At 46.9% G+C, this 19,624-nt stretch carries 21 protein-coding genes; 7 read left to right on the plus strand and 14 right to left on the minus strand.

Annotated features, from left to right (window positions below; genetic code table 11):
* The 7 genes from MARGE09_RS00080 to MARGE09_RS00110 all read right to left on the minus strand — a co-directional run bounded on the left by MARGE09_RS00080 (window position 1) and on the right by MARGE09_RS00110 (window position 6,572).
* Window positions 1–834, minus strand: a complete 834-nt coding sequence (locus MARGE09_RS00080; RefSeq protein ID WP_236985262.1) for a hypothetical protein — start codon at window positions 832–834, stop codon at window positions 1–3.
* Window positions 835–986: 152 nt separating this feature from the next.
* A complete protein-coding gene (locus MARGE09_RS00085) occupies window positions 987–1,199 on the minus strand; it encodes a hypothetical protein (protein WP_236985263.1) in 213 nt (70 codons plus the stop codon).
* A gap of 142 nt (window positions 1,200–1,341) precedes the next feature.
* Window positions 1,342–1,758: a DUF6524 family protein gene (locus tag MARGE09_RS00090; protein WP_236985264.1), complete on the minus strand. Its 417-nt coding sequence runs from the start codon at window positions 1,756–1,758 to the stop codon at window positions 1,342–1,344.
* A 40-nt stretch (window positions 1,759–1,798) separates the two neighbouring features.
* The gene (locus tag MARGE09_RS00095; RefSeq protein ID WP_236985265.1) at window positions 1,799–2,521 is read right to left on the minus strand and encodes a lysophospholipid acyltransferase family protein; all 723 of its coding nucleotides are present in this window, start codon (window positions 2,519–2,521) and stop codon (window positions 1,799–1,801) included.
* A gap of 84 nt (window positions 2,522–2,605) precedes the next feature.
* Window positions 2,606–4,684 carry a glycine--tRNA ligase subunit beta gene (glyS, locus tag MARGE09_RS00100; RefSeq protein WP_236985266.1) on the minus strand — a complete coding sequence of 693 codons (2,079 nt, stop codon included), beginning with the start codon at window positions 4,682–4,684 and terminating at the stop codon, window positions 2,606–2,608.
* On the minus strand, window positions 4,684–5,649 hold the full coding sequence (glyQ, locus tag MARGE09_RS00105) for a glycine--tRNA ligase subunit alpha (RefSeq protein WP_236985268.1): 966 nt from the start codon (window positions 5,647–5,649) through the stop codon (window positions 4,684–4,686). The genes glyS and glyQ overlap by 1 nt, the downstream gene beginning before the upstream one ends.
* Window positions 5,650–5,807: 158 nt before the next feature.
* Window positions 5,808–6,572, minus strand: coding sequence for a fatty acid desaturase family protein (locus MARGE09_RS00110; RefSeq protein ID WP_236985269.1), 765 nt, complete (start codon window positions 6,570–6,572; stop codon window positions 5,808–5,810).
* Between the two features lie 355 nt (window positions 6,573–6,927).
* Here MARGE09_RS00110 and MARGE09_RS00115 point away from each other — a divergent pair, with 355 nt between their 5' ends.
* On the plus strand, window positions 6,928–8,022 hold the full coding sequence (locus tag MARGE09_RS00115; protein WP_236985271.1) for an SMP-30/gluconolactonase/LRE family protein: 1,095 nt from the start codon (window positions 6,928–6,930) through the stop codon (window positions 8,020–8,022).
* Between the two features lie 3 nt (window positions 8,023–8,025).
* On the opposite strand, the gene MARGE09_RS00120 is transcribed toward MARGE09_RS00115, so the two are convergent.
* Window positions 8,026–8,802 carry a metal-dependent hydrolase gene (locus MARGE09_RS00120; protein WP_236985272.1) on the minus strand — a complete coding sequence of 259 codons (777 nt, stop codon included), beginning with the start codon at window positions 8,800–8,802 and terminating at the stop codon, window positions 8,026–8,028.
* 59 nt (window positions 8,803–8,861) lie between these two features.
* Between MARGE09_RS00120 and tpx the strand changes: the two genes are divergently transcribed.
* The 3 genes from tpx to MARGE09_RS00135 all read left to right on the plus strand — a co-directional run bounded on the left by tpx (window position 8,862) and on the right by MARGE09_RS00135 (window position 11,005).
* A complete protein-coding gene (gene tpx, locus MARGE09_RS00125; protein WP_236985273.1) occupies window positions 8,862–9,356 on the plus strand; it encodes a thiol peroxidase in 495 nt (164 codons plus the stop codon).
* A 155-nt stretch (window positions 9,357–9,511) separates the two neighbouring features.
* Entirely contained in the window at window positions 9,512–10,423 is a 912-nt protein-coding gene (locus MARGE09_RS00130; protein WP_236985275.1) for a lysophospholipid acyltransferase family protein, read from the plus strand.
* A 57-nt stretch (window positions 10,424–10,480) separates the two neighbouring features.
* A complete protein-coding gene (locus MARGE09_RS00135; protein WP_236985276.1) occupies window positions 10,481–11,005 on the plus strand; it encodes a TIGR00645 family protein in 525 nt (174 codons plus the stop codon).
* A 207-nt stretch (window positions 11,006–11,212) separates the two neighbouring features.
* Here MARGE09_RS00135 and MARGE09_RS00140 read toward each other — a convergent pair whose 3' ends face one another.
* On the minus strand, window positions 11,213–11,758 hold the full coding sequence (locus MARGE09_RS00140) for a DUF2058 domain-containing protein (protein ID WP_236985278.1): 546 nt from the start codon (window positions 11,756–11,758) through the stop codon (window positions 11,213–11,215).
* 38 nt (window positions 11,759–11,796) lie between these two features.
* A complete protein-coding gene (locus MARGE09_RS00145; protein WP_236985279.1) occupies window positions 11,797–13,113 on the minus strand; it encodes an MATE family efflux transporter in 1,317 nt (438 codons plus the stop codon).
* Between the two features lie 257 nt (window positions 13,114–13,370).
* Here MARGE09_RS00145 and MARGE09_RS00150 point away from each other — a divergent pair, with 257 nt between their 5' ends.
* Window positions 13,371–14,630, plus strand: a complete 1,260-nt coding sequence (locus MARGE09_RS00150; RefSeq protein WP_236985281.1) for a M48 family metalloprotease — start codon at window positions 13,371–13,373, stop codon at window positions 14,628–14,630.
* 45 nt (window positions 14,631–14,675) lie between these two features.
* Here the strand turns inward: MARGE09_RS00150 and MARGE09_RS00155 are convergent, their stop codons facing one another.
* Complete coding sequence (locus MARGE09_RS00155; protein WP_236985283.1) at window positions 14,676–15,038, minus strand: hypothetical protein; 363 nt, start codon at window positions 15,036–15,038, stop codon at window positions 14,676–14,678.
* Window positions 15,039–15,224: 186 nt separating this feature from the next.
* On the opposite strand from MARGE09_RS00155, the gene MARGE09_RS00160 reads away from it, so the two are divergent.
* Together MARGE09_RS00160 and MARGE09_RS00165 are read left to right on the plus strand one after the other, a co-directional pair.
* Window positions 15,225–15,569 carry a HopJ type III effector protein gene (locus tag MARGE09_RS00160; protein ID WP_255711787.1) on the plus strand — a complete coding sequence of 115 codons (345 nt, stop codon included), beginning with the start codon at window positions 15,225–15,227 and terminating at the stop codon, window positions 15,567–15,569.
* A gap of 26 nt (window positions 15,570–15,595) precedes the next feature.
* Window positions 15,596–16,459, plus strand: a complete 864-nt coding sequence (locus MARGE09_RS00165) for a PIG-L deacetylase family protein (protein WP_236985284.1) — start codon at window positions 15,596–15,598, stop codon at window positions 16,457–16,459.
* On the opposite strand, the gene MARGE09_RS00170 is transcribed toward MARGE09_RS00165, so the two are convergent.
* The 3 genes from MARGE09_RS00170 to MARGE09_RS00180 form a co-directional block, all read right to left on the minus strand.
* Complete coding sequence (locus MARGE09_RS00170) at window positions 16,456–17,550, minus strand: permease (protein ID WP_236985285.1); 1,095 nt, start codon at window positions 17,548–17,550, stop codon at window positions 16,456–16,458. The two genes, MARGE09_RS00165 and MARGE09_RS00170, sit on opposite strands and share 4 nt — an antisense overlap.
* A 21-nt stretch (window positions 17,551–17,571) precedes the next feature.
* On the minus strand, window positions 17,572–18,921 hold the full coding sequence (gorA, locus tag MARGE09_RS00175) for a glutathione-disulfide reductase (protein WP_236985287.1): 1,350 nt from the start codon (window positions 18,919–18,921) through the stop codon (window positions 17,572–17,574).
* A gap of 94 nt (window positions 18,922–19,015) precedes the next feature.
* Window positions 19,016–19,537: a peroxiredoxin gene (locus MARGE09_RS00180; protein ID WP_236985289.1), complete on the minus strand. Its 522-nt coding sequence runs from the start codon at window positions 19,535–19,537 to the stop codon at window positions 19,016–19,018.
* Window positions 19,538–19,624 lie beyond the last annotated feature (87 nt).

Here is a 19,624-nt window from a genome sequence, read left to right on the forward strand (position 1 = left end):
CTAAAAAGCAAAAGTAACCCCAGCTTTTAAACCACGCGTTTCTACTTGTACTGCAGAGTCGTAATTACCTTCTGGGCAAGATGGGTTAGGAATATCATCGTTACAAGAAGCTATGTTATCTTCGTCAAAATCTTTACGCATACGGCGCGATTGAAGTTGGTAATCACTGGTGCTGCTATTTCGGTCTGAAATATTATTCTCGTAACCGTAATAAAAAAAACCGAAATCAAATTGTAGGTGTTTAATGGGGGTCCAGTGTAATCCCGCATTAATCATCATTGAGCTTCTATCGCTTTCGAAATGCCCGCCGGTTGCGCCAGCGCTAAAAGCTAAAACGGGTGAAAACTTATACTTAACGTATGAATCTATAGATAAGCCTGTTTTGCTAACCAGTTCGATGTTTTCTTGTTGTGTCGCTGTGCTTAGGTCTAAGTCACCGTCTAAATAGCGAATACCACCACCAAGGTTAATCTCTAAATGCTCGTTATTTACAGGGCTTGCCAGTAATACAAGGCCGGCATCACGTAAGCTCACTTCTTGGTTGAGTTTTGTGGGCCCTTCCCATAGCGTATTGTTAGCAAGAACAACGTCTAGGTTGTAGCCGTTGCTGATTAAATCTTGGCTATCTGTAATTTTAAAATTATTAACCTGCCCTTGCAGTAGTAAGCGAGGGTGGAGGCGCTTTTCGGCATTTACGCTATATGCAATAGTGTGTTTATCACGAATACTGACTTGTTGATTCCTATCGTAAGAGCCAGCGCCACAGCCGAAAATGGCTATACATAGAGCGGCTAAGGCGCCTTGTTTTGCAAAGGTTTTTATCGTGTATTGCATGTCGTGAAGATTCCCTGTGATTGTTTGCGCGGTATTATGCCTATTTGTTGGTTTATGTAGACGAGTAAAAACAAAAAAACCGTACTCTTATCACTAGAATACGGTTTATTAAAGGGTGGAGCTTGAGGTGGTGTATGTCTTAGCGTTTTTCCCTAACAAGCATAATTGCCATTCTTACGTCGGCGTTCGCATTCTTTGCGTATGTTCTCACAGGCGGTAACGCGGCCAGGTGAGGTTGGGTTTTGCCTTACGCATTCATCGCGCTTACCTGCGATTTCGGCGTTATCTAAACCGGATAACTGTCCATCACCGCAAGCTGCGAGCAAGAGTAATGTGGTACTAAGCACTAAAAAACGGGTCAGCATGTTGCTCTCTCTAGGTGGGTTAGTATTTGTGTGTCTATAAAACACGTAAACCTATACCAGAGGGTAGACCAGCAACGGCGTTATCGCAAAAAGTGCTTATTCGTCTTTGTTATGCTCGATGCTTGTTCTTAAAACGCAGTGTTTATTGATCGTCTACATCATCGGTGTCCACTTGGCCGCTTAAGCGGCGGCGGATGTGGGACCAGCTCATACCAACACCTAAAACAATGGAAATAACAATTAACGCCAGCCAAGCCATAACGTTCATATTCTTCCAATCAAGCCAACCCAAATCAATAAATAACCAGACTAGGCAAGCCTGTAATAACACGGCAAGCACAATACCCACGGGGCCTAAAGAGCGTAAAGTTGCGCGAATAAACATGGCCCAGCCAATAATCAAACCAATGCCTGCAATGGCAACATACGGGGTTAATGAAGGGAAAACGGACTTTAACCAGTGAAAGTAAGAATAACCGGTAGGGTTAAATGAAACAAACACCAGCACAAATGCAAAACCAATGCGGATGAGTAAACTTGGCCATGAAAAGTTCTGCATGGTATACCTCGAATAAATTGATAGTTTGTTTTGCGGGTAGCTAGCGTTGTGTAGGCAGTGTTGCCATTGTGGATTCAATCCAAGTTTCTACTTCGCCGGTGAGATCGCGGCTAGTTTTATCGGCCGATTCTATCGCTTGGCCAATAACAAGCCTAATGGTACCGGGGTACTTCTTAAAGCTTTTGTTAGGCCAGTACAGGCCGGCATTCATTGCAATAGGGATAATCTTTGCGCCGCTATTTATGGCTATTTCGGCGCCGCTGCGGGCGTATTTACCGCGTTCGCCAGCTTCCATACGGGTGCCTTCAGGGAAGAGGATAATATTCAGCCCATCTTTTATACCTTGAATACCACCGGCTTTAACTTGGCGCAGTGCATCGCGTGGGTTGTCGCGATCTATGGCGATGGGCCGCAAGCCGCGAAGCCCCCAGCCAAAAAACGGGATATCTAAAAGCTGCTTTTTTAAAATCGTTGAGGCAGGGAAGAACAATATTTGTAGGTAGAGCGTTTCCCAAGTGCTTTGATGTTTAGATAAAACAACAATCGGCGCATCTAGCCCCTTAAGGTTTTCACGCCCGATAACCTCGTATTTAACACCACAAATCCAGCGCGCCAAGGCGATCACAAGGCGGCACCAGCTAATAATAATACGGTGGCGCGTAACCTGCGATAAGCCCCCGAGCAGGAGCGAGGCAGTGCCGTATAGCACCGTAAGTACAGTGCAAACGGCCACAAAAATTGACGTGCGGATTAACGCTAGCATGAAAAACCCTTGATGGTGCTATGAGTAAGGTTAGCGCCGAACACGCGTTAATGGCGAGTGTTCGGCTAAAAGCAACGTAGCTATTTATTTCACTACAAGCGACGAAATGTCGGCAACTTCGCCAAATAGGTTACCTAATTGCTGTAATAGCGCCAAACGGTTATTGCGCACAGCCATGTCGTCAGTCATTACCATCACGTCCTTAAAAAACGCATCGACGGGCTTTTGTAAACGCGCCAGTGTTTTTAAGGCTGTGGTGTAATCGGCCTTAGCAAATAGCGGCGCGACTTCTTCGGCCAGCTTGGCTACTTCGGCGGCTAAGGTTTTTTCGGGTTCTAATTCCAGCAACTGGGCATCCACGGTATTCGAGGGGGCGCCGTTTTTAGCCAAAATATTGGAAACACGCTTATTGGCTTCGGCCAACGCCGGGGCTTCGGGTAACTGCCGGAAGGCATCTACCGCTTTAACGCGGTTGTCGATATCCAGCGGGGTGGTTAGCCCTTTAGCACTAACAGCTTGGAATACTTCTGGTGGAATATTGGCCTCGCCAAACCACGCTTTAAAGCGCTCTAGCATGTAGTCCAGCGCTAAACCGGCAGTGGCTTCGCCTTTGGGTAGGCCGCCATCGATAGCAGCATTGTATTGGCTAGCGGCTTTTTCAAGCAGCGCTTTTAGGTCGAGGTTGTAGCCTTTTTCTACCAAAATACGTAGCACCGCAATGCTGGCACGGCGCAGGCCGAATGGGTCTTTGCTGCCCGATGGCGTTTGGCCTAAACCAAAAATACCGGCAATGGTATCGATGCGGTCGGCAAGGGCAATTAATGCACCAGAATTTGTCGTAGGCAAGGCATCGCCAGCAAATTTAGGTAAGTACTGCTCGCTTATGGCTTTGGCGACTTCGGCCGGTTCGCCATCGTTATTAGCGTAGTACTCACCGGCAATGCCCTGCAAGTCGGTAAATTCGTACACCATGCTGCTGACTAAGTCAGCTTTGCTGAGCTCACCTGCGCGCTTAGCTAGGCTGGTATCAAAGTCGAGCTGCTCGGCCATATAGGTTGCCAAGCCGGCAATGCGCTCGGTTTTATCAAACACACTGCCAAGCTTGCCTTGGAAGGTCACGGTGCGCAGTTTTTCGCGGCGTTCTGCCAGCGGGGTTTTCTTGTCTGTTTCGAAGAAGAAGGCCGCATCGGCAAGGCGAGGGCGAATCACTTTTTCGTTACCGGCAATCACTTGTGCTGGGTCTTTACTTTCGATATTGGCGATGGTGATAAAGTTGGGCATTAACTGGCCGCTAGCGTCCACCACGTGGAAGTACTTTTGGTGTTCCGCCATAGAGGAAACCAGCGCTTCGGCAGGAACTTGTAAAAACTCGGTATCAAAGCTGCCGGCTAAAGCCACAGGCCACTCGTTAAGTGCCGTTACTTCGTCTAATAGCTCGTCGCTAATAACCGCAACGCCGCCTAGCTTTTCGCCTTCGGCTTTCACTTGCTCGACAATTAAGGCTTTACGCTCTTCAAAGCTTGCCATTACATAGCCATCACGCAGACTACCGGCATAGCTTGTGGCGTGAGTGAGTGTTAACTCACGGTTGGCGTGAAAGCGGTGCCCGCGGCTGGTATTGCCCGCGTCTAAGTCCAGTATGTTGGCAGGTATCACGGTATCGTCCCACAGCATCGCTAGCCAATGCACCGGGCGAACAAACTCGGTGCGGCTAGCTCCCCAGCGCATGCGTTTACTAATGGGCAAGCCGGCTAAGGCTTTTTCGACCAATGCTGGCATTAACGAGGCTGTAGGCTCGCCACCGCTTTGGCTTGCGTGCATAAGCTTTTCTTCTTTGCCGTCCATGCCTGTTGGCAAGTTATTCACGTCGAGGCCATTCTTTTTGGCAAAAGCTTCTGCGGCTTTAGTCGGCACGCCATCTTTAAAGGCAACGCGTGTGGGCGGGCCCCAAGCGGTAATTTCTTCGAGTGGTGTGGTGGCGGGTAGGCCTTCAATCAATAAAGCTAAACGGCGCGGTGCGGCAAACGGTGTATGGCTGGTTAAAGTGATATGGGCTGCTTTAAGGCCGCTCAAAATACTTTGGGTAAACGCTTTGCTCAGGCTTTTAAGGGCAACCGGTGGTAGCTCTTCGGTGCCTAATTCAACTAAAAATGCGTGGCTCATTAGGCTTTATCCTCTGCGGCTAATTTATTGAGTACTTCTTCGCGTAGGTGCGCAGGCGCCAAGGGGAAGCCGAGTTTGGCGCGGGTATGTAAGTAAGCGTTTGCTACCTCGCGGGCCAGCGTTCTTACGCGCAAAATATAACGCTGGCGCTCCGTTACAGATATAGCTTGGCGGGCATCCAGAAGGTTAAAAGCATGTGAGGCCTTCATAACCATTTCGTAAGCGGGCAGGGGCAAGCCGGCTTCAATGAGTTTGGCCGATTGCGCTTCGCACTCATCAAAGGTGGTGAACAGGTAATCCACATTGGCGTGGTTGAAGTTGTAATCACTCATTTCCACTTCGTTTTGATGGAATACATCGCCGTAGGTTACTGGCGTGCCATCGGGGCCAATGGTCCACACTAAGTCGTAGATAGAATCGACATTTTGTAAGTACATGGCTAAGCGTTCTAGGCCATAGGTGATTTCGCCGCTCACGGGGTAGCATTCAATGCCGCCAACTTGCTGGAAGTAAGTAAACTGGGTGACTTCCATACCGTTTAACCAAACTTCCCAGCCCAAGCCCCACGCGCCTAAAGTGGGGGATTCCCAGTTATCTTCTACAAAACGAATATCGTGGACATTGGTATCGATGCCCAGCTTTTGCAAGCTGCCTAAGTACAGCTCTTGAATATTGTTTGGTGACGGCTTCAGGATGACCTGAAATTGGTAATAGTGCTGCAAGCGGTTGGGGTTTTCGCCATAGCGGCCATCTGTTGGGCGGCGGCAAGGTTGCACATAAGCGGTGTTCCAAGTTTCTGGCCCTATAGCGCGCAGGAACGTAGCGGGGTGGAAGGTGCCGGCACCTACTTCCATATCCAAAGGTTGCATTAGTGTGCAGCCTTGTTCGGCCCAGTAAGTTTGAAGGGCTAAAATCAAGCCTTGAAATGTCGCTGCGGGGTTGGCCGCGGTAGTCGAAAGAGTCACAAAGTCACCTAGCTAATGAGGTAAAAACAAAAGGCGGTGATTATAGCGACATTGTGGGGGGATTGCTTGATGGGGTGTTAATCAGCGCGCACAGCCAGAACAAAAAGCAAAGCTTGGGCGCGCAATATGAATGTGTAAACCAATATGGGGCGTTAGGCCTAAACCACCCGCACCAACTCGCTCGGTATTTTTTGCCGAATTTCTTCATGAAAAGCCGGCAATTTAGACCAGTGCAGCCCGCACTTTACATGGTGTGCGGTGTGGTAGCCCAAGTTCCAAGCGTACCAGTTGTTGATTTTGGTGGCGTCGTTGCGGGTGGCTTCGTAGGGGTTTTGGGTGTCTAGCCCGCGGTGGTGGTCCACCGTGGCATAAACCAATAAGAACAACTGAATAACCATTGGAATAACAAAAATAATCAGCGCCTTAAGCGGCGAAGCTATCACTAGTGCGGCCAAGAGTGCGCAGCATATCACTAGCCAAAAGGTAAACTTTTTGAGGATTTTAGGGTGTTGTTTGCCCACGCGAAAAATTTCGGGGTAAATCTTGAGGGTATTTACAATGGTGTATTCAGTGGCGCCCATGGTCGAGCCATCTTTGCGCTTCCAAGAGCAGGTGTCTTCATGGCCATCGAGGTAGTTCATATGGTGGCCTAGGGTATGGTGCAGCACCCAAGCCCAAGGCCCGCAGCCGGTATTAAAAAACAACGGAATCTCAAAGGCACGGTTGCACCAGCCAGCTTTGAATATGGGTAGGTGCTGGTGGTTGTGGTTAACCGCGGTAGCAGAGCCTTGCCCAACAACCATTAACAGTGCGCAAGCTGCAATAACATAGAGGTTATCAACCCAAAAGAACAATACGAGCTGCGCGGCAAAAAGTGCTAAAACCAAAAAAATGGCGGGTATGTCTTGTTTGTATCTAATCATAAAAGAAGGGTACTTATTAAGGCGATGGTAAGCCTGCATGCGTCGTGAATGAGGGTATTTCCAAGTTGTGTAACTTGAGAATAGCTAAGTCAGGCGTCAATGCCAGTGGCGATTGATTTGCTGGGGGTTAAGCGGATGTATTTTAAGTGGGGCGATTATCCCTGAACTTGTGCGTAACGCTAGCAAAATTGTTGGTTTGGGCGCCGCAGAAGCAAAATAGGTCATAAAAGGTATCTTCATTCAGCGCTTTAACTCGGCGGCTGTATTAACTCGCTACCGGAGCCACTAGGGCTTTGATATGGTAAGCGCCGATAAATTCTCCTTACCTACTTTATTTACATAGGCTTAAACCCTTATGACAAAGACACCACATTCAGCGCCTTCGCGCCGGCAGTTTATGAAACAGGCTGCCGTTGGCAGTATGGCGACCTTAGGCGCTGCGAGCAGCTTGGCTAATAGTGATCGTTATCAGCCCGGCGCTTCGCCCGTGCGTTACCCAGACCCAGATATTATTTCGTTAGACAAACGCTTTGGTTATCGCATTGGCAATGCGGCAATACAGCGTCTGCACACCGGTATGCGCTGGGCAGAAGGGCCTGCATGGAATGCGGTGGGGCGCTACGTGGTATGGAGCGATGTTGCCAGCAATGAGCAACTGCGTTTAACCACAGAAAATGATCATGTTTCGCATGCTTTTCGTTCGCCTTCTAATTTTAGCAATGGCAATACCTTCGACTTACAAGGCCGCCAACTGGTGTGTGAGCATTTAGCGCGACGCGTTGTGCGCTATGAAGCGAATGGCAGCATAACGGTGTTAGCGGCGGAATTTGATGGCAAAAGCTTTAATGCACCGAATGATATTGTGGTAAACCCGCTAGATGGCAGCGTGTGGTTTACCGACCCAGGCTATGGCAGCTTAGGGGTTTACGAAGGGACTAACGCTAATAACGGTTCGCCACAGCCCTATCAAAAAGAAGCGGTGTACCGTATTGATGATAAAACAGGTGCTGTTAGCAAAGTAACAGACGAAATTTATAAGCCCAATGGCTTATGTTTTTCAGCCGATTACAAAAAACTGTATGTCGCTGATTCTGGCGTTTCGCATTACGCCAAAGCGGCTGGTGAAATTAAGGTATGGGATGTTGATGGCGCACGCTTAAAAAATGGCCGCCGCCACACACTTACGGCCAAAGGCAAGCAAAAAGGCATTGTGGATGGTATTCGCTGCGATGTGGACGGCAATATCTGGGCGGGCGCTGGTTGGGCTGGTGAAGGTTATGATGGTGTCCATATCTTTGCGCCTGATGGCGAGCGCATTGGTCAAATCGTTTTGCCTGAAATTTGCTCGAACATTTGTTTTGGCGGCAAACACCGAAACCGACTCTTTATGACGGCAAGCCAATCGCTTTACAGCGTATTTGTAGGCGCGCAAGGCGCCCACTTTTGTTAATGGTTAGCCCATTATCTTTTGCGCAAATAGGGTATAGGTTTCGGTATTAAAAACAATATTGGAAAAGCGCGTGGCTGTTGGCAGGAAAAAGGCCGTAATAACGGTAGCACTGCCAATAAATAACGCGCTTTTCCAGTTGTCGTAATCAAAGAGCTTTAATGCGGTGCCAAAAGAGCGCTTAAGCCGGTTATTCATAAAATCGACGGCGTAGATCTCGTCCAATAACAAATGTAAAAAATAACCAAAGCCAGTAAATAAGCCCATAAACCAACAGCCGGAAGCCCTTAAGCCAAGCTGAGCAGTAATGGCTGTGACCAAAAAGGTAAAAAATAGGCCAGCCAGCACCGAGTGAAAAACGCCGCGGTGTACCGTAAAAATTTCAAAGATATTGCGCACCACAAAATGCATCGCCAAAAAAGCGACGGCACAGCCGCCCCAAACCCATAATAGCGGCCAGTGATAAACGCCAAACACAGTGGTTAATACACAGGCAATCGCACTTAACAAACCAAATAGAATAGATAAGCTATGTGAATTATCTGAGTCTATATCGGGCAAAATTCCGCCCACTGAGCCGGCCAGCCAACAAAGCACTGCCTCTGAAGGCGTAATGTGCTGCGTGCTTAAAAACAGTGTACTGAGCAAACCGCTGCCAATAGTGGAAAACTGTAAGTGGGTGTTGAAGTTAGCCATGATTTTCTCAGTAATAAATAGCAATAGGCTGTGGCGGGCCTGCTTGGATGAATACCCCCATTTTACACCGGTGTTTTGTGACCGCAAAAGCTGCGATACTCCGTGCCCTCAGTCTGATTAATACATCCAACCCAAGAGAAAATTTTATGGCGACTACAGCACTTAAAGGCACACCGGTTAATACTAATGGCGATTTACCTGCAGTAGGTTCTACTGTGCCTACTTTTACCCTAAGCAATGTTGACCTTAGTGATTTAACCTACGGTGACTTATCGGGTAAGCGCGTTATTTTTAACGTTTTCCCCAGTGTAGATACCCCCACGTGTGCGCAATCTGTTCGTACTTTTAACGAAGAAGCCGGTGCGCTGGAAAATACCGTTGTTGTTTGTGTGTCACAAGACCTTCCTTTTGCCATGGCGCGGTTTTGTGGTGCCGAAGGTTTAAGCAATGTTGTATCGGCTTCGGCGTTTCGCTCTAGCTTTGCTGAAGACTTCGGCCTAAAGCTGCTCGATAGCAAATTAGCTGGTTTAACGGCGCGTGCCATTATCGTATTGGATACAGACGGTAAGGTATTGCACACCGAATTAGTTCCAGAAATAGCAAACGAGCCTGATTACGCTGCGGCTAAAGCGGTTCTTTAAGGGCTACAGCTCGCGCTTTAGCTACTTAGCAACAGCGCATCCCCCCTTATGCCCTTCTGTATTAGAGGGGGGTTATTAAGGGGGGTGTTGATATATTCGTTACCTAGGCTCCATTTTTTTGGCAGAATGTACCTTTTGCCAATAGTGTCTTCGATATGACTTCCCCACCCTCGTTATCCGAAAAAACAGTAACTCGACTGGTAAAGGGCGTTATTGCCGTTATAGGTCGTTTACCGTTGCCGTGGGCGAGAGGTTTAGGTGCATTGGCTGGGCGGTTCTCCTTATTAACCCAGAGCCGCATGGCCGTTGCTACAGCCCAAAACATTGCCTATTGCTTGCCAGAGTTATCTGCTCAAGAACAAAAGCAGTTGGTTCACGCGAGTGTATTAGAAACAGGCCGTTTAGCACTGGAAACAGCCGTTATCTGGACGCGATCGCCTAGCTGGGTCGAGCAGCGAATAACGCAGCGCATAGGAGAGCACCTAATTAAAGAGGCGCAAGCGCGTGGTCAAGGTGTGCTTATTCTGGCGCCGCATATTGGTAATTGGGAGGTGTTAAATTATTACTTAGCCACACTGGGCCAAGTGACCAATATGTACCAAAAGCCTAATGCCATTGGCATGAATGAGGTGTTATTAGAAGTGCGCACCCGTTGCAATGCCCGCTTAGTGGCCACAGATAGAAAAGGCTTGATGACTATTTTAAAAGTCTTAAAGGAAGGTGGTATGTCAGGGATATTACCTGATCAAACCCCTAAAGATGATGCTTCTGGTTTATTCGCCCCGTTTATGGCCCATCACGCCTTTACCATGACATTGGCCAATAAACTCATTAAAAAAAGCGGCTGTAAGCCCTTGTTCGCTTATGCCAAGCGTGTAAAAGGGGGGTTTGAAATTGTTGTTGAAGAAGCCCCTGCAGATATTCACAGCGATGATGAGCAATTAGCCGTTAATGCATTAAGCGCTGGTATTGAACATTGTGTTCGATCGGTACCGGCCCAATATCAGTGGGAATATAAACGTTTTAAAAAGCGTTTATATGATCAACCCGATCCGTATCAAAAATAGCTGTGCAATATTATTTTTGATTAATTTATTGTTTGTTTAAGATTTTGAGATTGCCCCATGGAAAAATTTTTTGAAAATCTTCTTTACCGCTCGCGCTGGTTATTAGCGCCTATTTATTTTGGTCTAAGCTTGGCGGTGCTGGCGCTAGGCATAAAGTTTTTTGAAGAGGTTTTTCACCTTTTGGTACATATTTTTACCATTAAAGAAGCAGATCTCATTCTTGTGATCCTGTCTTTAATTGATATCGCCATGGTAGGTGGTTTGTTGATTATGGTAATGATGAGCGGCTACGAAAATTTTGTTAGCCGTATAGATATTAACGATGATGAAGAAAAGCTGAGCTGGCTAGGAAAAATGGACTCCTCCTCGTTAAAGGCTAAAATTGCAGCTAGTATTGTGGCTATTTCGTCCATTCATTTACTCAAAATATTTATGGGTGCTGATGCGTATGAATCAGAAGAGCTAAAGTGGTATGTCATTATGCATATGACGTTTGTTGCCTCTGCATTTTTAATGGGTTACCTGGATAAAATAGCGAAGAACGACGCGAAGCCCACCATTATTCATAGCGATAATAAGTAAGTTATGGGTTTGTTTTACTAAAACTACAAATACCTGTTGTTGTATTAAATTGCCCCCCGCGTTGCGCGCATATATCGGCTTTAGTGCTTGCAGTCGCATAGAAGATAACTGCACTCGCTAAAGCTGTAATCAGCAGTAAGGCGAGTGCAATTAATTTTCGGCGAGAATATTTCACAGTATTAATCTATATTTACAGCGCTCCAGCGTTTACCACATTATGTCATCGGGAATGACGTAATCCTTATACGGATCGTCTTCATCGGTTTGTTCTTCCGTAGTGACATTGTTCACCACAATGCATGAATCATCTCTTTGCGCTATTTTATCGGCGACCATAGCGGGAATAAGGTGGTAGCTGTTTTCTAAGTTTACAATGGTTAAAACGCCATTAATAATTTGCCGCTGCACGGTGGTAGACACCATCATTTTTTTGATTTTTCCGTTATCGGTAAAGTTGTATTCAACTTCGCCAATACCTTCGAGTTTGGCTTTGCTGTGGTTTTGAATGAGCTGCTTTATTTGCGCAGCAATGGCTTTTTGTTGGGCCTGTTCCTCGCGCTGGCGATTAAGTTCGCGGTCGCGAGCGACTTTCTCGGCTTTGGCGGCTTCTGCTGCGGCCTTTGCTTCGTCTACCTGTACCTCTTTGCTGCGGCGATCGACATTGGCTTTTTTGCGTTTGTCTTTTTTAGCTTGCTTGGCCTTTTTGGTATCGATGAGCCCAGCATTTAAAAGTTGGTCTTGTAAGGATGCCATGGTGAAACCCCGTATTGGCGTTACTATTATAAAGAGCGCTATTTTAGACGTTTAATCTTCCAGTAGGCTACAACTACGCCAGCAATTCCAATAATAGCTGCGCCCAGCAATACACCCCAATAAACCCCCACAGGCCCACCCCATTGCCCGCCGAGCGAAGCAAAAGGCATAGTGAATACGGTCGCTTTAGCAAAATTAAAGCCCGTAGCCCATGGCGCAATGCGCAGGTTATTGAATAAGGCGTTGCTCATAAAGGTCATGCCGTTAAATAAGCTGGTGATGCTTAAGCCGTAACAAAATACGCGTATTAGCACTGCGGCTTCGCCTTCTGCATTAAATGCCTGAATAATAAACTCGGTGAGTACAAACAGGGCCAAGCAAGCAACGGCACAGTAACCGAAGATAAACAACATACTGTCTTTGAGTGTTTGTAAAATTCGGTCAAAGTATTTAGCCCCTAAATTTTGCCCTGCAATAGGACCAATGGCGCCAGAAAGCGCAAAAATACCAGCAAAAGCCAGAGGCTGCAGCTTGCTAATAATGGCATTGCCGGCAACCGCACTATCACCAAATTGGGCCATTACAGCGGTGATATAAGCAACCCCTAGCGGGGTGGATAAGTTCGTTAAGACGGCGGGAAGTGCGGTTTGCGAATAATGCCTAAAATCTTCTACAAAGCCTTTCCAGTGAGGTGTATCGAGTAAACCATAGGCGATAAAAACACGCTGTAAACCATAACTCACCATAGTCAGGCGCGCACAAACGGTTGCCGTAGCAGCCCCTTCAATGCCCATATCTAAAGCAAAAATAAAGATTGGGTCCAGAACAGCATTCACAAAGCCACCCAGCAAAGTGAGATACATTGATTCTTTCGCGTGACCCAGCGCGCGAATAACGCCACTGCAGGCCATGGCGATGCCCATAAGCGGCATGCTTGGGACAATCACTGTTAGGTAGGCTTGCGCTAATTCGTGGGCTCTATCGGTAGCGCCTAACCAAAGCAGCAACCAAGGGATAGCAAAGAACACAATTAAAGCCACGATGATGCAAATGCCTAAAATTCCGGCAAAGATATGAGCAACCAATTGCTTAGTTTGCTGAATACTCCCGCTGCCAATCGATTGAGACACGAGGGCGCCGCAACCAATAGAAAGGCCAATACACAGTGACATGGTAAAAAAGAGAATAGAGCCGGCATAGCCAATAGCGGCGGCAAGCTCGATCTCGCCAAGCAAGCTCAACCAATACATATCAACCAAGTCGACCAAAAACAACGACAGCAAACCCGCTGTTGAAGTGAATGTCATCACGCTGACATGCTTGAATATTGAACCTTGGGTAAATTTGGCTTGCATTAATCGGGGTCCTTTGCCTTGCATTCGGTAAATATGATGCACGAGTCTGGCAATTAAGTATGGCAGAGGTTCCGGACCATAATTGAGAAAAAACGTTGCATAACCTAGAAAAAACTGTGCTGGCCTAATAGAACCGGGCAAACAGTGGTTTGTATAAATCGTTTTCCTATGTACGGCAATAGGCTGAACATTTGTTACACTTCACGCCTATTTTTTCGCATTCCATACAAATTATGACTTCTGTTTAGGAGAATCACATGCGCATTCTTGCTCTATTGGCTGCCCCTATTGTACTGACTGGCTGCCTAGCTACTAACCCTGTAACGGGTAATAAGGAAATTGTATTAATGCCGCTTAGCGAGCAAATTGCTACTGGCGAAAAGAGTTACATCCCGTATCAGCAGCAGCAAGGCGGGCAGTATACCGTTGACCCAGGCTTAACGCGTTATGTGGCTAGCCTCGGCCAAAGCCTCGCCAAGGTGAGCGATCAACCTGAGTTGCCTTATGAATTTGTCGTCCTTAACGACAGCACGCCAAATGCGTGGGCGCTACCTGGTGGCAAAGTCGCGATTAACCGCGGGCTAATATCAATGCTAGATGACGAAGCCCAGTTGGCGGCAGTGATCGGGCACGAAATTGTGCACGCAGCAGCGGGGCATTCTGCAGCACAAATGACGCGCCAAACATTTATAGGCATGGGCAGCGTGGCCTTGGGAGCTGTTGCGCAAAATACCCAATACGGTGATTTGATCATGATGGGCAGCCAATACGGTAGTGGCGCGTTGAATGCGCATTACGGCCGTGATGACGAATTAGAAGCCGATGAACACGGTATTAAATACATGGAGCGTTTGGGTTACGACCCTAAAGCGGCTGTTGAGTTACAGGAAAAATTCCTTGCTCTAAAAAATGGTAACGATGGCGATTTTATGAGCAACCTTTTCGCTAGCCACCCACCTTCTGGCGAGCGGGTAAATCGCAATACTGGTTATGCGGCGGGTAAAACAGGTAAACGCAACCAAGCCGCTTTTGATGCCGCCACGCGACAATTGCGCAAAGACCAAGTAGCTTACGACTTACAAGCTCAAGCTATTAAATATGCCAATAATAAAGACTTAGGCAAAGCGCTGGACATGATCGACCAAGCGATAAAAAAACAACCTAAAGAAGCATTGTTTTTTATTACCAAGGGCCAACTGTTATTGGCGCAAAAAGATCCGCAAAATGCCTATCAATTATTTACTCAAGCGGCGCAGAAAAACCCAACCTATTTTTTGCCACAATTAATGGCTGGCATAAGCGCAAAAGAAATTGGTAATAAAGCGGATGCCAAAAGATACCTTGCCTCAAGCTTACGGCTATTGCCCACTGCACAGGCAAACTACTATTTAGGCGAAATCTCTTTGCAAGAAGGTGATAAAAGCACCGCCAAAAAATATTTCAACGTTGCCGCATCTGATCAAGGAGACGTAGGCAAAGCCGCCCAAGAACAGTTGGCGCGTTTAGGCGGTGTGTAACCACTAAAACCAAGCAATAAGGGGCCGCGGCCCCTTATTGGCTAGTCAGTGCTTTTCGTACAAGGCAAGCGAAGGCTGTAATTCTTCAATCCACTGCGCAACGGTTTGTTTGACTTGTTGCTGTTGCTGCGGAGTTTTTGCGGCTTGCAGCGCGATAGTTTCTCCGGTACTTAAACAATACAGTGCCAAATCGGCAGCTTCTAACGATTGCTGTGCAGAAGAAGCATAGGGTGCACAAGCCTCTTGTAGTGCATCGAGTGCAAATTCAGTGGGTGTCTTTAGAGTGTCTTTTGCATGCACCGTTGCGCTAATAGGGAATAAGCCGAGCGGTGCGGCTAAAAGCAATGTCGCTACGGTTCCGTGAAGACATTGGGGTAATGTATATAAGTGGGTGGCTATTTGCTTCATGGTAGTCCTTTGTCCTTGTTTTTCTGTCCAAACAACTCTAATTGAGCGTGCATATATTAAGCAATGATTGGAATCGTAGGGCTGTCACAAAAAATACCTTAATGAGTGCTTAAAACCTTCTTTCACAAATAATTAATATAACTGGCGCTGTTTTGTCACACAGGTGTCACAATTTATGGGGTTTATATGACTATTGAAAATTTATTAACGCAAATTAAACAAGCACCAGACACGGTGACCTTTCAACAAACAATGGCTGCCGTTGAGCAGTATTACAGCTACACGCCAACAGCGTTTACCAATGGCGATGTGGTTAATGCAGCGGGTAGCAATGAGGGCTCGTGTAAACTTTTTTCCTTTGCCCAGCTTCAACAATTAACGCAAGCGCAAACGCTGGCCTGTTTTGGTGATTATTATCGAAAAGATGTTTTAGACAACCCCGAAGGTAGCGACCATGCGAATATTAGGAATTTTATGGTATCGGGTTGGGGGGGGATTTCTTTTGAGGCGCCAGCACTTCGTGAAAAATAGGCTTGTGCTTACTACCAGGAAAAAAGATGAACAAAATAGCGCAAATCGCTGTGGCATGGCTGGTAGCTGCGATAACAGCAGCTTGTTGTGGTTGTAAAAGCCTTGATGCGAAAAATGTAGCAGCTATGAGTAATAAAGCGACTACTGTGGCAAAGCGTATGTTATCGCCAGAAGCTAAGCCGCAAGATATATTGCTTGTACTCGCGCACCCTGACGATGAAACTTGGTTAAGTGGCACTTTGGCACGCCTAGCGCAATTGCACAGGATTAATGTGGTTTATGTAAGCTCTGGTGATGCCGGTTCAGACCGTTCTGGTCGAGAACTGTCGGGTCAAACGCTTGCGCAAGAGCGTGAAGCAGAAGTTACTGCGGCATTAAAAGTATTGTCGATTAAGGCGGCTCCTATTTTTTGGCGTTTTCCAGATACTCAGCTTGTTAGCAATAGCAGCGCTATTACCAATAAATTAGTTACAACATTAAACACACAGAACCCGCAGTTAGTGATTAGTTTTGGCAGCGATGGTGTTACTGGGCATCCAGATCATACAGCAGTAGCTACTATTACGGCCGATGCCTTTTCTCGCTGGCAGCAAAGCCAACCAATAGTAAAAAATAATCTGCGTGCTCAATTATGGCAAGTGGCTGTTTCAAAAGCCCGTGCCGAGCAAGCGAGCAATGTTGCCGCAGCCATGAAGCAGCCGTTTCGTATTGCACAACCAATCGATAATGAGCGTATAGACGTTCAGGTTGATGTTAGCGCCCACCAGCAGCAGCGCCGTGCGGCTTTTGCACAGCATAAAACGCAATTCCCGCCATCTATGCAAATGTTGTGGAATGCGTTTTTATTGGTTGATAACTATGAAGAATTTCACGTAGTGGTGCCTGATTAAACCGCATTAAGTAACAAAGCAAAAAGCACAACCTGTGGCAAAACTAGCAAAGGTAAAAATAGCGCAATTTTCCATGATCGCGTTGTGCTTTTAATCACCATTATTTCTGTGTAATCGGTAGCGACACCGGCCATTAAAAAAGCAAAGCTATTACCCGGTGCGTTTGCGCGATTAAAAATATCTGCAGCGATGGGGGTCGAGCCTTCCGAGCAAACTTCTATTACCGTTGCGGCAATTAAGGTGATGGCTAAGCCTAATAGTGTTGGGCCAAAATAGCTGCTAAAGATGTCTTCTGGCACGAAGGTTCGAATAGCGGCCGCTAATAAAACACCAACGAGCAACCAACGAATTACCATGCGCGATTCTTTAACCCCGTTCCAAAAGAAGTTGAGCGTACCTTTTAATGTCGGGTTAAATTTTTTGGCCGATGCTCTAAAGGCTGGCCATAAGACAAAATCGGCAGGTAAATCTTGGGTATTTGGGTTGCTTGGCAGCCAGCCTTTAGATACACATTGATCAAATAACCAACCGGCAACGACGGCAATAATCAGTGATAAAACAATAAATATCAGCGTCCATTGCAGGCCGATTAATGCCACCATAATCAGTGTAAGCGAAAATGAATTCCAAGGGCTGGCAATTAAAAAAGCCATCACTTGGCCCAAGCTAGCACCGCGCTCGTACAGTTTGGCCCCTACCATCAAAATGCCATGGCTGCATAAATCTAATAGCACGCCTGCGGCAGTGGCCCGCAGTAAACCGTTAAAGCCAGCATTTGTACCCATAATGGCCATAACCCATTCGCGTGGTACTTTTGCTAGCACTGCAACCATCAATACGCCAAAAGCAATGCCCCATGCCATTGTGTTAAGCAATTCAAAAACACTGTGCGCGGCATGGTGTAGCCAGGTAACCGGTAAATTAAAAAAGCTAGCAAGGTACAAGGTTAATACCAACGATAAAGAACCCCACAACAAATAATCTCGCGGGGCTTTTGTATCGCAGCAAGAGCTTTGTACTGGCGCGGGGCTGCCGCAGCAGCCGCTGGTTGGTGGTTTTTTCTCGGGTGGCGTATTAGAGCAACAGGACATTTAGCCTCGCTTAAGCCTTTATTAAACAGGTTGTCGCATAGTCACAAATTCTTCTGCGGCGGTTGGGTGAATGCCAACTGTTGCATCAAATACCGCTTTTGTTGCGCCAGCTTTTATGGCGATAGCCAAGCCTTGCATAATCTCACCGGCATCCGGCCCCACCATATGAGCGCCTAATATTTTATCGCTGTCACCGTCGACTAACAGCTTCATTAAAGTACGCTCGTCTGAGCCGCTAAGGGTGTGTTTAAGCGCGCGAAATTCACTGCGGTATTTTTGCACATTGGGGTATTTTTCACGGGCTTGTTCTTCTGTCATACCGACGGTGCCAATATTGGGTTGGCAAAAAACAGCCGTAGCAATGTTGTTGTAGTCAATTTCACACGGTTGCTGATTGTAATAATGTTTGGCTAGTGTCATGCCTTCTTCTAGCGCGACCGGCGTTAACTCCATACCACCAGTAACATCACCCACGGCGAGTATGCTGGGTATGGACGTTTGGAATTTATCGTTAACGGCAATGTGCCCGCTTTTGGCTAAATTTAGCGTGATGCCATCAGCGAATAAATTATTCAAATGCGGTTTGCGGCCAGTGGCATAAAGTACTGCATCGGTAATAAGGGTATTACCATTGTTAAGTGTTACAGCTAAGCGCCCATCGCTTTGTTTTTGTATGGCAGTAACATCTGTATTAAATTGCAGATCAACCCCTTGCTTGGCAATTTCTTGTGCGGCAAATTCACGCACTTCTTGATCGAACCCGCGCAAAAATAAATCGCCGCGGTAAAGCTGGTGAACATTAGCGCCTAAGCCGTTAAAAATGCCTGCAAACTCGACGGCAATATAACCACCACCCACAACCACAATATCGTTAGGGAAGGTGGCTAAATCAAAAATTTCGTTAGAGGAAACCACATGTTCGCGGCCGGGTAAGTCTGGCACAAAAGGCCAGCCGCCCACAGCGATAAGAATGCGCTCGCACGAGTAGCTTTTGCCGTTAACCTCAACGGTGTGATCATCAATAATTTTACCGCGTCCTTCTATGAGGGTGACATTGGCTGACCCTAAAATACTTTCGTAAATGCCGTTAAGCCGTTTGATCTCGTCTTTTTTGTTATCGCGTAGGGTGGCCCAATCGAAGCTTGGTGGTTGTGTGGACCAACCAAAACCTTTTGCGTTTTTAACTTGTTTAGAATATTCCGCCGCATACACATACAATTTTTTGGGTACACAACCGACATTCACACAGGTTCCGCCCATGTATTTATCTTCGCAAATGGCAACTTTGGCTCCGTAGCTTGCTGACATGCGTGCTGCCCGAACGCCGCCCGAGCCAGCACCAATTACGAATAAGTCGTAGTCATAAGTCATATGGGGTCCTTAAAATTTTGCTTTGAGTGTATGAATTTGAGTGTATGAGAAAAGGGGCTAATACGAAGCCCCTCGTAGCGCAGCGGTTAATATATTAAGCCTTTTTTAGGTAGCCTAGCATGGTATCCACATCGCTGACTTCAAAAGGGTCGTCTGGGCAGTTATCCATCAAGCCGGGTTCGATGAACTGGGCGCGAACCTCGCCATCCACAACATGCATGCTGTAGCGCCAAGAGCGATCGCCGAAACCTAAGTTTTCTTTTTTAACCAGCATACCCATACCACGTGTGAAGTCGCCGTTGCCGTCGGGTAGCATTTTAATGTTTTCTACACCGAGGTTTTTGCTCCATTGGAACATGGTGAAGGCATCGTTCACGCTTAAACAATAGACTTCATCAACCCCTAGCGCTTTTAGCTCGTCGTATTTGGCTTCGTAGCCTGGTAAATGGGTGCTTGAGCAGGTAGGTGTAAAGGCGCCAGGTAGTGCAACAATAATGATGCTTTTGTTAGCAAAGATATCGGCGGTGGTTACGTCCTGCCAGCGAAAGGGGTTTTCGTGTTGAATGCTAGCATCGCGAACGCGGGTTTTAAAAGTAACGTTAGGGACATTTTTCATGGTTTGGCCTCTGGGTTGTTTATTAACTTGTAGGTTTAGAATAGGCGCTTTTTTTGTATAGGTAAAATCAATTAATAATATGGGGTT

Source organism: Marinagarivorans cellulosilyticus, from assembly GCF_021655555.1.
In the GTDB taxonomy this organism is placed as follows: domain Bacteria; phylum Pseudomonadota; class Gammaproteobacteria; order Pseudomonadales; family Cellvibrionaceae; genus Marinagarivorans; species Marinagarivorans cellulosilyticus.

Excerpts from the sequence above, each read along its gene's own strand:
- MARGE09_RS00080 (WP_236985262.1), bottom strand. The coding sequence starts at position 834 with ATGCAATACACGATAAAAACCTTTGCAAAACAAGGCGCCTTAGCCGCT.
- MARGE09_RS00085 (WP_236985263.1), bottom strand. The coding sequence starts at position 1,199 with ATGCTGACCCGTTTTTTAGTGCTTAGTACCACATTACTCTTGCTCGCA.
- MARGE09_RS00090 (WP_236985264.1), bottom strand. The coding sequence starts at position 1,758 with ATGCAGAACTTTTCATGGCCAAGTTTACTCATCCGCATTGGTTTTGCA.
- MARGE09_RS00095 (WP_236985265.1), bottom strand. The coding sequence starts at position 2,521 with ATGCTAGCGTTAATCCGCACGTCAATTTTTGTGGCCGTTTGCACTGTA.
- glyS (WP_236985266.1), bottom strand. The coding sequence starts at position 4,684 with ATGAGCCACGCATTTTTAGTTGAATTAGGCACCGAAGAGCTACCACCG.
- MARGE09_RS00110 (WP_236985269.1), bottom strand. The coding sequence starts at position 6,572 with ATGATTAGATACAAACAAGACATACCCGCCATTTTTTTGGTTTTAGCA.
- MARGE09_RS00115 (WP_236985271.1), top strand. The coding sequence starts at position 6,928 with ATGACAAAGACACCACATTCAGCGCCTTCGCGCCGGCAGTTTATGAAA.
- tpx (WP_236985273.1), top strand. The coding sequence starts at position 8,862 with ATGGCGACTACAGCACTTAAAGGCACACCGGTTAATACTAATGGCGAT.
- MARGE09_RS00130 (WP_236985275.1), top strand. The coding sequence starts at position 9,512 with ATGACTTCCCCACCCTCGTTATCCGAAAAAACAGTAACTCGACTGGTA.
- MARGE09_RS00135 (WP_236985276.1), top strand. The coding sequence starts at position 10,481 with ATGGAAAAATTTTTTGAAAATCTTCTTTACCGCTCGCGCTGGTTATTA.
- MARGE09_RS00140 (WP_236985278.1), bottom strand. The coding sequence starts at position 11,758 with ATGGCATCCTTACAAGACCAACTTTTAAATGCTGGGCTCATCGATACC.
- MARGE09_RS00145 (WP_236985279.1), bottom strand. The coding sequence starts at position 13,113 with ATGCAAGCCAAATTTACCCAAGGTTCAATATTCAAGCATGTCAGCGTG.
- MARGE09_RS00150 (WP_236985281.1), top strand. The coding sequence starts at position 13,371 with ATGCGCATTCTTGCTCTATTGGCTGCCCCTATTGTACTGACTGGCTGC.
- MARGE09_RS00155 (WP_236985283.1), bottom strand. The coding sequence starts at position 15,038 with ATGAAGCAAATAGCCACCCACTTATATACATTACCCCAATGTCTTCAC.
- MARGE09_RS00160 (WP_255711787.1), top strand. The coding sequence starts at position 15,225 with ATGACTATTGAAAATTTATTAACGCAAATTAAACAAGCACCAGACACG.
- MARGE09_RS00165 (WP_236985284.1), top strand. The coding sequence starts at position 15,596 with ATGAACAAAATAGCGCAAATCGCTGTGGCATGGCTGGTAGCTGCGATA.
- MARGE09_RS00170 (WP_236985285.1), bottom strand. The coding sequence starts at position 17,550 with ATGTCCTGTTGCTCTAATACGCCACCCGAGAAAAAACCACCAACCAGC.
- gorA (WP_236985287.1), bottom strand. The coding sequence starts at position 18,921 with ATGACTTATGACTACGACTTATTCGTAATTGGTGCTGGCTCGGGCGGC.
- MARGE09_RS00180 (WP_236985289.1), bottom strand. The coding sequence starts at position 19,537 with ATGAAAAATGTCCCTAACGTTACTTTTAAAACCCGCGTTCGCGATGCT.